The following is a 12629-nucleotide window of genomic DNA, read 5'->3' on the forward strand; positions in this document are numbered from 1 at the left end:
CCCCGGCCCGGTCTTTTTACCATCTGTCTTTGTGGATTCTGCCTGGATCGAATCGATCGATCTCGCCGCGGCTTTCCGCCGGGTGGCCGACGGAAAGGATACACAGCGGAACAATATTCTGCGGCAGATGCAGCAGCTTTGCAAGCGGCTGTACCCTGCCCTGCTCCGGGTAAACGCCAAGCCAGACGGCGCCGAGCCCCAGCTCCTGCGCCATCAGCAGAATGTTTTGTGCAGCCGCCGAGCAGTCCTGCACCCAGAAGCCGTTGAGCTGATCACGGTTCATATCGCCGCAGACCACAATGGCGCAACTGGCTTCCAGCAGCATTTTGGAGAAAGCATGAAACTTCGGGATTTCGTTCAGCACCGCACGGTCGCGAATGACGACGAATTCCCACGGCCGCTCGTTGCCCGCGGAGGGCGCGGCCATGCCGGCCCTGAGCAGCTGCTCGATCATTTCTTCTGAAACCTGCTGCGAGGTGTATTTCCGAATGCTCCTGCGCTGAAAAATTGAGTTCATACTCGTTTCCTCCTGTTCCGTGTATCATACCATTTTACACCGAAGCTCCGCGCGCCGAATGGGCGGGACCACGGCAAGCCTTCGCGTTCAGGCAGGAATCCACCGGCCGCCGTGGTAGCAGATGAGTTCCTTTGCTCCATATTCCAGAAGCTTTTGCATCGATTCCTGTGCCCGGGGCATATCCAGTGTATACTGCGGGTTCGGGAGTACCGGCGCGCCATTTTCCAGCGCGATGGCGTCCCCGGTGATCAGTGTCTGGAATTCCTGCAGATACAGCGAGGTATGCCCCGGCGTATGGCCCGGCGTCGCCAGTACGATGCAGCCGCCGCACCAGTCCAATACATCGCCGTCCTTTACTTCTACATCCACCGGAACCGGCTGCACCCTTTTCAGCAGCGCACAGAACGCCCTGCCGAATTCCTGCTGTTCCGGCGGAAGCTGCTCCTGCGTGGCTTCGGCCTGTGCAAGGCGAAGGGATTTTTTCGCACCGGAAATATACGGGGCCTCTTCCCTACCGGCCACCACCTGAATACCCGGATATTTGCTTTTTAAATCCGCCAGCGCGCCCATGTGGTCGTGGTCCTGATGCGTAATATAAACGTGGGTCAAATCCCGGGCGGAAAAGCCGCTTTCCGTGAGCGCCTGCTCGATTTGGGGAAGAAACCCGACATAGCCGCAGTCTATTAGTACCAGATGAGAAGCATCCTGCAAAACCACCGGGTGAATGACTTCATGGGCCCCTCCAAACTGGGCGCTGATATTGAATACAGTCAATTGGTTCATAATTGTGTTCCTCTTTATTTCTATCTAAAATTCTTTTGATGTACCCCACTGCCCGCCGTTTCCGACCGTCTTTATTATACCCGCCAAAAGCATTTCTGTCGATTCAGAAACTGCGCCCACAAACAAGCTCCCTTTTTGAGCACTTTACCCGTGCGGCCCGCTTTGAAACAACAAGAGCCCCCTGCCGCAGTACTGCAGCAAGGGGCTCGATCAAAATTTCGGCACGCGGATCGCGAGGCATCGAGGGATGTTCAGTATTCTGCGTGCCAGCCCGTGCGGAGCTTTGCCGCAGGGACCGGAGCTTAGTGCTGATCCGCACGCTTAAACGCTTGAATCGTTGCTTTCAGCTCCTCAGGCTTATTGTAAAGCTTTAAGACGGTACTGCCGACAAAGGCTCCGTCGCCGCCGGATTGCTGCACCATTTTGAAATCCTCCGGCGTGGAAACACCAACCCCGCAGTAAATTTCACGGCTGATGCCGCTTTCGCGCAGGTGGCGGATGCAGTCTGCCAGCGTGGGGTATTCGGGGTTGATTTGCCCCGGGCCGGGTTTTGCCTGCATATAAACAAAGCCATTCGACTGTTTGGCGGATTCGACTTCCTCAGGATGCATCGGGAATTGCACATAGCACGAAACATGCATTCCGCGCTCGATCAGGCGGTTTTTCGCGGTTTCATCCGAAAGGCCTACGAAGATCAGATCCTCGAGACCGTTATTCAGGCAGAAATCTGCGAATTTTTCCACGCCGATTTCAAGTACGGTATTCTCATAGCAAAGCACGATGAGCCTTACCTTGGGATGTTCCGACCGGATTTTCAGGATGTTCTCCATGTAGCGCTCATAGTCGTCGCATGCGCTCAGCGCGGATGCCATTCGCCCCGCGATGTATTCGCTTTCCAGATACGGATTGCGGGAGGGCAGGTCGATCTCGATGATGTCGCAGCCGCCCTCGGCATAGATTCCGGCAATTTTGGCGCTCTCTTCCAGATTGGGGTACCCGTTTGAGAGGTAGCAAATCAATTTCATGGCATTCATCCTTTATAAATTCTTTGGAACAGCTCGGCAAAGCCGGAAGCATCCGGAATGATCGGATTCGTTTTGGTGCAGCCGTCCGCAAGGGCCATTTCCGCCATGGGGGCCAGCACCGCCTCGTACGCCGCCTGATCGGGAACCAGTTCCGCAATCGAAGCGGGGATTCCAAGCCGCTGATTCAGCTCGCACACCGTGGCAGCAAAATCCGTTTTGCCTGCCAGCGCCGCCAGCTCGCCGTAGCGCCGGGCCGCTTCCGGGTCCGCGGAGTTATACGAGATAATATACGGCAGAACCACCGCGTCGGCCAGGCCATGCGCCAGGCCGAAATAGCTGCCGAGCGTATGCGCGATGGAATGGACGATCCCCAGCGAAACATTGGTAAACGCCAAGCCGGCGACCATGGAAGCGTTCTGCATTTTCTCGCGATAATCGAGATTTTCGCCCTCCTCATACGCTTTGGGCAGGTACTCAAACACATCCCGCACCGCCTGTGCGGCCAGCGTATCGCTGACATAGTTGGCTCTGCGCGAAACATACGCCTCCACGGCGTGGGTCAGCGCGTCCATACCCGTTTCCGCCGTGATCTTTTTCGGCATCGAGGCCGTTACCTCGGGGTCGCAGATCGCGATGTCGGGCATCATCTCCATATTGCCGATGCCGTGCTTTACCTTGTGCTCGTCGGTGATCACGATGCTGCGGCTGACCTCGCTCGCGGTGCCGCTGGTAGACGGAATGCAGACCATCCTCGCTTTTGTGCGCAGCGCGGGGAACGGGTTCGGAGCCATGATGTCCGCAAGGCTGGTCAGTTCGGGATGCTCATAGTAAATCCACATACCCTTCGCCGCGTCCATGGCGGAGCCGCCGCCCAGCGCCACGATCACATCGGGTTCAAATTCCAGCATGGCTTTTGCGCCCTGCATCACGGTGGCAAAGCTCGGGTCGGGCTCTACGCCCTGGAATACCTCGGACACAAGGCCCGCTTCTTTCAGGTAGCCGCGTACTTTATCTAAAATGCCGTTTCTCGCAAGGCTGCCGCCCGACATCACGATCATCGCACGGGTTCCCTTGATCGTTTTTACATGCTCCAGGCAGCCCTTTCCGAACATCAGCTCGCTGCCCGCAAGCTTCATTGGCCTCATGATTGCCATATATGCCTCATCCTTTCTTTTTTGGGGCCGGGGCCTTTCCCCGACGCCGTTTGGCAGAGCGTGTTACCGCAGTTTGTCTGTCAGCGCTTTTGTCAGCTCATAAGAGATCGGGTTGGTAAGCACGCCGCCCTCTTTCAGGCCGCTGCCGATAATCGCGCCGTCGGCGATCTTCATCTGCTCGCGCACATTCCCCGTGTTGACGCCGCTGCCCGCCAGAACCGGGAGGCCGACGACCTTTTTCACACGCTCAATGATCTCGATCGGTGTTTCCTGCCCGATGCGCGTGCCGGTGACGATCAGCGCGTCCGCTCCGCTGTCCTGCGCGGCGCGGGCGGAATCCTCCAGACTGATGTTCGGCATTACCACGGTGGTGTGCTTGACCTGAATATCGGCAAAAATGCGAATGTGCTCCGCGCCCAGATCCTTGCGGTAGCGCACGGCCTGCGACGCGCAGGGCGGAATGATGCCGACCCCACCGTAATGCACCGTATCCACAAACACGGGGATGCGCACAAACTCACCGCCGATAGCCTGCGCAATCGAAATGGCAGACCGGTAGTCATTCATGGCAGCGTCGATCCCGATGGGCAGAGACACGCTCTGCCGCACTGCCATCGACACGGCGGCCATCGCCGTGCTCTGTGCCGTTTCGAGCTCGATCAAAAACGGATCGTCGCCCATATTTTCAACGATAAGGGCATCCACACCCGCCTTTTCCAGCGTAACAGCGTCCTCGACGGCGAGCTGTATGATCTTCTGCATATCGCCTTCGTAGCGGGGGCTCCCCGGCAGCGGGCGGCAGTGCACCATACCAATAATAAACGGGTGTCCTTTTCCCAGTAAATCCAGCTTGCTCATGCTTTCTGCGCTCCTTCCTGATGCAGCTTATAGAGTCCTTCCAGAACAACGCGGCAGAGAAGATCCTCCGCGTCGGTTCTCTCCTGTCCGCGCAGCTCATCCTTCAGATTCTCCAGCACCGTAACCAGCGTGACAATGCAGGCGCGAACGCCCATCAGCGACGCCAGAGTGAGAATGCAGCTGCTCTCCATATCGATCCCGGCGATGCCCAAGCGTTTGAGCCGGGCAAAGGTGTCGGGAATTTCCACGCCGCGCTCTTTTGAAAGGCGCGACTCCTTCATCTGCGAATAAAAACCGTCCATCGTGCAGTTGATGCCGTTATAGTATCCCTTGCCGTGCTCTGCCACCGTGCGGTTCATGCAGTCGATCAGGCCGATATCCGCAACGGCGGGGTAGCCCTCCGGCACATAGGTTTGGCTGGTGCCCTCTTCCCGCATGGCCGCCGATGGAATAATAAACTGCCCCAGCAGCTCGTCTTTGAGCGACATCACTGTTCCCATGCGCACGGCGACCTTCATGCCGCAGGCATACATCTCCTCCATGGCGATGGCAGCCGACGGCGCGCCGATACCGGTAGAGGTCACGGTCACGGGCATCCCGCGGTACTCGCCGGTATAGGTATTGAACTCCCGCGAAAAGGCCACATGCTCCGCGTTTTCCAGATATTTGGCCAGCACCTCCACCCGCCACGGGTCGCCGGAAAAAATCACGTAGGGGGCGATGCTTTCATCTGCTTTCAAATACAATGATTTCACGCAATCGTTGCTCCTTTCTCTTTTCCGTCAGCGCTGCCGCTGCTGGAACTCCCGGTACCGCTGCAAAAGCTGCTGCAGATCGGGGGCGTTGGTGCTGCAGCCCATTTTTTCCACCACAAAGGAGGAGAGGATACTCCCCAGATTGCAGCATTCCACGGGCTCATAGCCATTTAAATACCCGTATAAAAAGCCCGATAGATACGCGTCGCCGGAGCCGGTGGTGTCTATGACATGCTCACAGCGCGCGATGCGCATTTCGGCCATATCGTAGCCCTCCGGCGTTTTTCGGTAGCAGATGCTGCCCCGGCTGCCGAGGGTAATGACGATCACATCCGCGTTCCCCTGCTCAAACAGCTCCGTGATGGAACGCATGGAGTACAGCCGTTCAATGGTTTCCCGCTCCGCGTTATTGGCGAAGATAACCCGGCTGTACCGCAGAACCCTGCGCAGAAATTCCGGCGGAAACGCGTCGAAATCCGATTTCATGCCGAACACCAGCGGCAGGCCGTTTTTCTCACAGCGCTCCAAAAATTCCAGATTATCGGGGTAAGAGCCGACGGTCATCACGCCGAGACGGCTTTCCTGAAACCAGTGGTCCTCCATCGGCCCGGCATATTTGGCGTGCATGGCGCCGGGATAAAAGACCGTAACATGGTCTTTCTCCGCGTCTTCCAGCAAATAGCAGTTCGAGGTTGTTTCGCCCGGCACCTCAGCAATCGCGCCCATGCAGACGCCGCCCTTATGCAGGTAATCGTAAAACCCGATTTCCCGCCAGTCCTCACCCACACGGATATAAGGCACCGCTTTCATTCCCAGGCGTGCCAGCTCATAGGCGATATTCACCGAGCAGCCGCCATAATAGATTTTCGCGTTATCCGCGTTTTCCACCAGAGAGGTAAAGCCCACCCGCAGCGGCGACAGCACCTTGATGATGCGGTCCATGCTGACATAACCGCTCGTCAGAACATCATACTGTTTCATCGGCTTCCTCCCGGGCGAGCAGCGCCTCCAATTCCCCCAGCGGCAGCACGTGCCCCAGATACTTGTGGATATCCGTCAGGTGCACCTCGTTGACCACCGGGTCGTTTGTTGCCACACAGTCGCGGACCACATGCACCTCGTAATCGAGATTATAGGCGTCCGTCACCGTGGCGCGGATACAGCAGTTTGTTTTCGTGCCGACCACAATCACCCGGCGGATGTCGTGCTCGCGCAGCACCAGATCAAGGTCTGTGCCGAAAAAGGCGCTGTAACGCCGCTTTTTGATCACATAATCCTGCGGCAGAACCTCAAGCGATGGGTCGATTTCTTCCCCTCCGCTTCCCTCAATGCAGTTCGGGCGCATCGAGGTCAGATTTTTGTCGGGCTTGCCCTTGCGGTAGCAGTGCTGCAAATACACCACCAGCGCTCCGTACTGCCGGCAGATGTCTACCGCTTGCCGGATTCTCGGCAGAATCTCTTTGTTCTGCGGGTAATACACCAGCCCGTTTTCGTTGGTAAAGTCATATACCATATCCACGACCAGAATCGCGGTTTTCTTCATACTGCTTCACTCCCAGCTTTGCTTTTTTCACCGGTTGGGGTGATCATTCCGCCTTAAATCCACGCACATGGTTGTTCCGGAGCTGCATGGCCGAAACGACCGCCAAAATCATGATGATCATAAAATACGGCAGCGTATTCAGCAGGCCCGAAGCCGGCCCGGCGGAAATGTTCAGATTGATTGCCAGCGCCTGCATCAGGCCGAACAGCATGGCATACAGGGACGTTCTGACCGGCTGCCCCTTGCCGCAGAAAATGGCGGCGATGGCGATGAAGCCGATTCCGGCGCTCATGTTATTGGTAAAGAGCGCCATTTTCTCCAGCGCCATGTTTGCCCCGGCCAGCGCACAGCAGACCGCGCCGATCAGGATCGCGGCGTATTTGATGCGGTTGGTGCGGATTCCCACGCTGACGGCAGCCTCTTCGTTTTCACCGACAACGCGTACATACACGCCGAACTTTGTGCGGTACATGATCACCCACATGATGAAAATACCAAGGAAGCTCAGGTAAGTGAGGAACGGATGGCCGCTGAGGATTTTACCCAAAAACGGGATGCTCTGAATGATCGGAATGTGGATTTTCAGCGCCGCAACATCCACGATGCTGTTTACATTCAGGTTCGGCAGGCTCATCGCTTTCAGAATAAAGGCGCTGACCGAGGATGCGATCAGGTTGATGGCCAGACCGGCGATGATCGGGTTGCCCTTCTTGGTCACGCTCATAAAGCTAAAAACCAGCCCCAGCAGGAGGGAAATAATAATACTGCCCAGTATGCCGAGGAAGATATTTTTCGTCAGCATCACAAACAGCACGGAGGTAAAAGCCCCCATCAGCAGCATGCCCTCTAGCGCGATGTTCAGCACGTTCGCCCGGTGCGCAAAGTTGCCGCCCAGCACGCAGAGGATGATCGGCGCGCTGTACGAAAGCATGTCGTAAAGCATTCTTTCAAAATTCATGCGCTGGTCGCCTCCTTTTTGCCGCGGGAGGGAAACTTTGCTTTCAGCCGCGAGAACAGCGTGGTATGTTCATCGATAAAGCGGATGGACAAGAACAGAATCAAAAGGCCCTGAATGACGCCCACGATTTCTTTCGGTACGTTCGTAAAGATGCCGATGGTATCGCTGCCGGTTTTCAGTGCGCTATAAAAAATCGCAGCGACCAAAATGCCGATGGGGCTGTGCCCGCCCAGCAGAGAGATCAGCATGCCGTCCCACCCAAGGCCGGGGGTACCGGAAAAATCGAGGGTGTACTTGAATTTTTCGCTGAGCATAAAGCCCGAGCCCGCAAGGCCGCTGAGCGCACCGCTGATGAGCATCATCACGACGATCTTCTTCGCCACGTTCATGCCGCTGGCCTCTGCAAATTCCGGATTTCTGCCGATGGATTTGATTTCATACCCCAAACGGGATTTGTTGAACACCAGATACATCAGCACAAATACAACCATCGTCACCGGGAAGAACGCCGTCAGGCTTGTGCCGCCCAGCCGGTTCATCATGGCGGAGGACAGCACGGGCGGAGTGGACACATACCCGGAGGCCGGGTCGCGGTAGATCGTCTGCGACAGCACCCGCAGAATTTCGATGATCGCGTAGTTGAGCATCAGGGTAACGACCATCTCGTTCACATGCAGATACGCCTTGAGCAGCGCCGGTATCACCGCCAGCAGCATGCCGCAGACAACGCCCGCCAAAAGACAGACGCCGATATGCACCACGGACGGCAGCCCCTGGAGCGTGAACCCCAGAACGCAAGCGGTAAACGCGCCGCCGAGCATCTGACCCTCTACCCCCATATTAAAGATGTTTGCTTTAAAGGTAATGCCGATGGCAAGGCCGGTCAAAATTAAGGGGGAGGCAAAATGCAGTGTTTTGATCAGGCCCTTCCATTCGAACAGGGTATTTTTCAGCATCAGCCCATACACCGTCAGCGGGTTTTCCCCGATGCAGACGATGATGATTCCGCCGACAAAAAACGCGCACAGCACAGGCAGCAGCGTATTGAACGTTTGCCGGACGATTTTCTCCATCTTCACGCGCTGCTCGCCTCCTTGCCCGTAATGCCCGCCATCAGCAGGCCGATTTCTTCCTTGGTCGCCCCCGCGGCATCCACCTGGCCGATGATACGGCCCTTATACATCACGGCGATGCGGTCGGAAAGGCTCATGACCTCGGAAAGCTCGCTCGAGATCAGAATGATGCCGACCCCCGTTTTTGCCAGATCAAGAATCTTATTGTGGATAAACTCGATCGAACCCACATCCACGCCCCGGGTAGGCTGGGACGCAATCACGACCTTGGGGTTCGAGGCAAACTCCCGGGCAATAATCAGCTTTTGGGCATTGCCGCCGGAAAGCTGTGAAACCGCGCCTTCGGGGTCTGCCACACGGATGTCGTAATCCCGGATCATATCGTCACGCTTGTAGCAGATCGCGCGGTCGCGCAAAAGCCCCGAGGGCGTACACACATCGCCGCGGCAGTGGTAGCCTGCAATCGCATTTTCTTTCAGATTCATGGTGCGGCACAGTCCCTGTGCGTAGCGGTCCTCGTGGATCATCCCCACGCCCGCCCCGCGGATATCTGCCGGCCACCAGTTGGTAATATCACCGCATTCCAGCAGAATCTGGCCCTTTGTCACCGTCATCAGCCCGGTCAGCACCTTGAGCAGCTCGCTCTGGCCGTTGCCCTCCACTCCGGCGATGCCGAGGATTTCGCCCTTATGTAAACACAGGCTGATATCGCTGAGGATTTCCTTTCCCGACAAATCGGTGGTGGTGACGTCTTTCATCTCGTACACCGACTCGCAGGAGATTTCGTGCTGTTCCTTGCTGACACGCAGCACCACGTCGCGCCCGACCATCATCTGTGCCAGCTCGCGCTCGCTGGTGTCTTTCGTATCCACATTCCCCACCACCTTACCGCGCTTGATCACGGTAACGCTGTCGGAAAGGCTCATCACCTCGCCGAGCTTATGGGTAATGACAATAATGGTTTTGCCCTGCTTTTTCAGCTCCTTCAGGTTCTGGATCAGCTCCTCGGCCTCCTGCGGCGTCAGCACCGCGGTCGGCTCGTCGAGAATCAGAATATCCACGTCCCGATAGAGCATCTTCATAATTTCGACCCGCTGCCTCAGTCCAACAGACAAATCCTCCACACGGTCGGCGGCGTTCAGCGAAAAGCCGAACCGGTCGATCGCCTGCTGCACCTGCTGCAGCTGCTTTTTGCCGTTGAGGAACGGCAGCCGCACCCCTTTTACTTCTCGATTCATTTCAATGCCCAGAACGATATTCTCGCACACCGTAAGGCTGGGCACCAGCTTAAAATGCTGGTGCACCATCCCTAAACCGGCTTTGATCGCGTCAAGGGGCGATGAAAAATGAACCTCTTGTCCCTGGATCAGTATTTTGCCGCTGGTAGGCGTGAGAAGGCCGTAGAGCATGTTCATCAGGGTGGTTTTGCCCGCGCCGTTTTCGCCGACGATCGCCTTGATCTCACCCTTTTTCACTGCGAGATCGACTCTGTCGTTCGCGATGAACTCCCCAAACTTTTTGGTGATGCCTACCGTTTCAATGACGTTCATTTTGATTCCGCCCTTTCCAGTATCGACTTAAACGGAATTACTTCGGCTGCTTCACGTTGCTCAGCGTGGACAGATCCAGTTTTTCGCCGATCTGCGCGTTCGTCACTTTGATCGAACCGTCGGTGATCTTCTTGGCTGCATCCGCGAGCTCCGCTTTGATCTCGCTCCATTTGGCTTTTGCGGCGTCGTCTGTTTTCAGCGCAGCTTCAAAGGTGGAAAGGTCTGTGATTCCCGTCGCGCCGGAAGACAGCGTGTAAGAAATCTCTTTGCCGCCGTTTTCGCCGATGGTGCCTTCCACATACTGTTTGCCCAGCTCATAAACCGGAACGTTGGTGTTCTTGAGCACGCTGGTCATCACGTATCCGGGCTGCGACGCATCCTTGTTGGCATCTACCTGAATGGAGAGCTTCTTGACTTCTTTGGCCTTGGCGTCCACGCCGTCGCCGACGGAACCGGCTACTGTATAGACAATGTTGGCTCCCTCACCGTAATAGGTACCGGCTGTGGTGGCGCCCTTCGCCGTGTCGGAGAAACCGGCGTCAAAGGTGGAATACATGGTGTAGATCACGTCGTTGCCCAGCTTCTTCGCCTCGTAGTTTACGCCCTCGGCGAAGCCGTAACTGAATACCTCGATACCGGCAGACTGCGTGCCGCCGATAAAGCCGACCTTACGGCCGTCGGGCACAGCGGTAAAGGAGTATTTGGAGGGATCAAGCAGAACCGAAGCATTCTCGTTCACCGCCACGCTGAGAACGCCGGCCAGGAACGAAGCCTCATTGACGTTGAACATGACGGAGATCACGTTCTTGTGAATGACCTTGCCGTCCTTATCCAAATTGGGGTTGGCGTTGAATACCACAAAGGTGGTGTCGGGGAACTGTTCTGCCAGGGGCTTTTCGCCGCCGACGCCTTCAATCAGCGCCGTAAAGTCGTATTCCAGGGAGAAAATCAGCTTGTAGCCCGCCTGTGCGAGGGTTTTGAGTGTACCGGGGTAGTCTGTGGTCGCTTCGACAACCTTGACGTCTGCGCCAAGCTCATCCTTGAGCTGATTGAGGCCGTTGATCGCCGTCTGGTTGTAGCCGTTGTCGTTTGCGCCCGCTGCGGAGCAGAGAAGGGCCACCTTTTTGTCTGCGGCCGGTGCTGCTGTGGAGGAAGCTCCTCCGGAGGATGCCGTACCCGACTGAGAAGCGCACCCCGTAAAGCCTACCGAGGCAGTCATTACAAGGGCAAGAACTGCGGAAAGGATTTTTTTACTGCGTTTCATTCTCTCATAACCTCCTGAACATCAATTCAATTTGTTTTATGTATGCCGTGAAAATATGAAAACGGCCGCCAAAGCACGCCTCCCCGAGATACTCTACTTTAACGGCCCGATTTCCACAAAGTTGCCAGGATTCCGGATGATCTTTCCGCTTTCTGCTAGCGGACCTGATCGATATAAAACTTATGAAGGTCGGTGCGGTACGCGCACTTAAAGGTCTCGATCACCCGTTCCTGTCCATTGATCTCCCCATAGGTATTGCATCGGAACAGAATCAGAGGCTCGCCCGCCTTTACCCCAAGATACTCGGCGGTTTTGTCATGCGCCAGAACCGCTTCGAGCATGCGGCGGGCGTGGGTGATTTTCACCCCATACTTCTTTTCGATGACGGAATACAGCGATTCCTTGCCGAAATCATACTGATCCAGCCCGGGGAACAGGTCCATCGGCAGACAGGTGGTCGTGTAGTTGATGGGGGAATTGTCTGCATAATAGATACGCTCAAGCCGAAACACCAGGCTGTCCTGCGGAATCTGCAGCGTGCGCATACGCCGGCGGTCTGCCGGGAGCACCACAGCGCTGACCACCTTGGTGCTGGGCGTCATGCCGCGGGCCTTGATGTCCTCCGTACAGCTGGTGATGGAGAACAGGTCGTGCGACATCTCTTCGCTTTTGACATAGGTGCCCTTGCCCTGCACCCGATACAGATAGCCCTCATTCACAAGGTCGTCGATCGCCTTGCGCACAGTGATCCTGCTGACGGAGAACATCTCCATCAGTTCGCGTTCACTGGGGATCAGCTCCCCGACTTTATATTCCTCGTTATTGATATTTTCCACGATGGTATGCTTCAGTACCGAATATTTCAGCGCTCTCTCACTCATAGAAACCCCTCTGCTCCGCCTCTGTAATCTGCCATATTATGCTGATATGTCGTCATGTTGTCATGACCAGTTGTATGGGCTTATTATAGTAAAGCAGATGCAAAAAGTCAATATGTTTTTGTAATATTTTTATAGAAAAGATCGCAAAAGCAAATGAAAACCATGAAAACCGCTGCTTAATTTCCCAAAATCCGCCTTTCTATATCCTGTTGCTTTTCTAAAATCCGCCGATTTTCCCAGCGTTGCTGCGGGTGGTACTATAGTACCT

General features: G+C 55.9%; 13 protein-coding genes. All 13 read right to left on the reverse strand.

The window, feature by feature from the left end:
- Nucleotides 1-16 precede the first annotated feature (16 nt).
- Nucleotides 17-517, reverse strand: a complete 501-nt coding sequence (locus tag HMPREF1141_RS15510) for a nitroreductase family protein (RefSeq protein WP_009066443.1) — start codon at nucleotides 515-517, stop codon at nucleotides 17-19.
- An 87-nt stretch (nucleotides 518-604) separates the two neighbouring features.
- Complete coding sequence (locus HMPREF1141_RS15515; RefSeq protein WP_009066366.1) at nucleotides 605-1300, reverse strand: MBL fold metallo-hydrolase; 696 nt, start codon at nucleotides 1298-1300, stop codon at nucleotides 605-607.
- A gap of 302 nt (nucleotides 1301-1602) precedes the next feature.
- The gene (locus HMPREF1141_RS15520) at nucleotides 1603-2325 is read right to left on the reverse strand and encodes a tryptophan synthase subunit alpha (protein ID WP_009066291.1); all 723 of its coding nucleotides are present in this window, start codon (nucleotides 2323-2325) and stop codon (nucleotides 1603-1605) included.
- A gap of 5 nt (nucleotides 2326-2330) precedes the next feature.
- A complete protein-coding gene (locus HMPREF1141_RS15525; protein ID WP_035317316.1) occupies nucleotides 2331-3473 on the reverse strand; it encodes an iron-containing alcohol dehydrogenase in 1143 nt (380 codons plus the stop codon).
- A gap of 69 nt (nucleotides 3474-3542) precedes the next feature.
- Entirely contained in the window at nucleotides 3543-4337 is a 795-nt protein-coding gene (locus tag HMPREF1141_RS15530; RefSeq protein WP_009066482.1) for a BtpA/SgcQ family protein, read from the reverse strand.
- Nucleotides 4334-5092 carry a nucleoside phosphorylase gene (locus HMPREF1141_RS15535; RefSeq protein ID WP_009066401.1) on the reverse strand — a complete coding sequence of 253 codons (759 nt, stop codon included), beginning with the start codon at nucleotides 5090-5092 and terminating at the stop codon, nucleotides 4334-4336. Before HMPREF1141_RS15535 ends, HMPREF1141_RS15530 begins: the two co-directional genes overlap by 4 nt.
- Nucleotides 5093-5119: 27 nt before the next feature.
- The gene (locus tag HMPREF1141_RS15540) at nucleotides 5120-6073 is read right to left on the reverse strand and encodes a carbohydrate kinase family protein (RefSeq protein WP_009066355.1); all 954 of its coding nucleotides are present in this window, start codon (nucleotides 6071-6073) and stop codon (nucleotides 5120-5122) included.
- The gene (locus HMPREF1141_RS15545; protein WP_009066371.1) at nucleotides 6060-6635 is read right to left on the reverse strand and encodes an isochorismatase family cysteine hydrolase; all 576 of its coding nucleotides are present in this window, start codon (nucleotides 6633-6635) and stop codon (nucleotides 6060-6062) included. The genes HMPREF1141_RS15540 and HMPREF1141_RS15545 overlap by 14 nt, the downstream gene beginning before the upstream one ends.
- Before the next feature lie 43 nt (nucleotides 6636-6678).
- Nucleotides 6679-7593 (reverse strand): ABC transporter permease, encoded by a 915-nt coding sequence (locus HMPREF1141_RS15550; RefSeq protein WP_009066403.1) that lies wholly within the window; start codon nucleotides 7591-7593, stop codon nucleotides 6679-6681.
- Complete coding sequence (locus HMPREF1141_RS15555) at nucleotides 7590-8666, reverse strand: ABC transporter permease (protein WP_035317318.1); 1077 nt, start codon at nucleotides 8664-8666, stop codon at nucleotides 7590-7592. The genes HMPREF1141_RS15550 and HMPREF1141_RS15555 overlap by 4 nt, the downstream gene beginning before the upstream one ends.
- 2 nt (nucleotides 8667-8668) lie before the next feature.
- A complete protein-coding gene (locus HMPREF1141_RS15560; protein ID WP_009066447.1) occupies nucleotides 8669-10216 on the reverse strand; it encodes an ABC transporter ATP-binding protein in 1548 nt (515 codons plus the stop codon).
- A gap of 37 nt (nucleotides 10217-10253) precedes the next feature.
- Entirely contained in the window at nucleotides 10254-11480 is a 1227-nt protein-coding gene (locus HMPREF1141_RS15565; protein WP_009066285.1) for a BMP family ABC transporter substrate-binding protein, read from the reverse strand.
- 155 nt (nucleotides 11481-11635) lie between these two features.
- The gene (locus HMPREF1141_RS15570; RefSeq protein WP_009066351.1) at nucleotides 11636-12361 is read right to left on the reverse strand and encodes a GntR family transcriptional regulator; all 726 of its coding nucleotides are present in this window, start codon (nucleotides 12359-12361) and stop codon (nucleotides 11636-11638) included.
- Nucleotides 12362-12629 lie beyond the last annotated feature (268 nt).

The organism is Clostridium sp. MSTE9 (assembly GCF_000277625.1).
Lineage (GTDB): Bacteria > Bacillota > Clostridia > Oscillospirales > Acutalibacteraceae > Faecalispora > Faecalispora jeddahensis.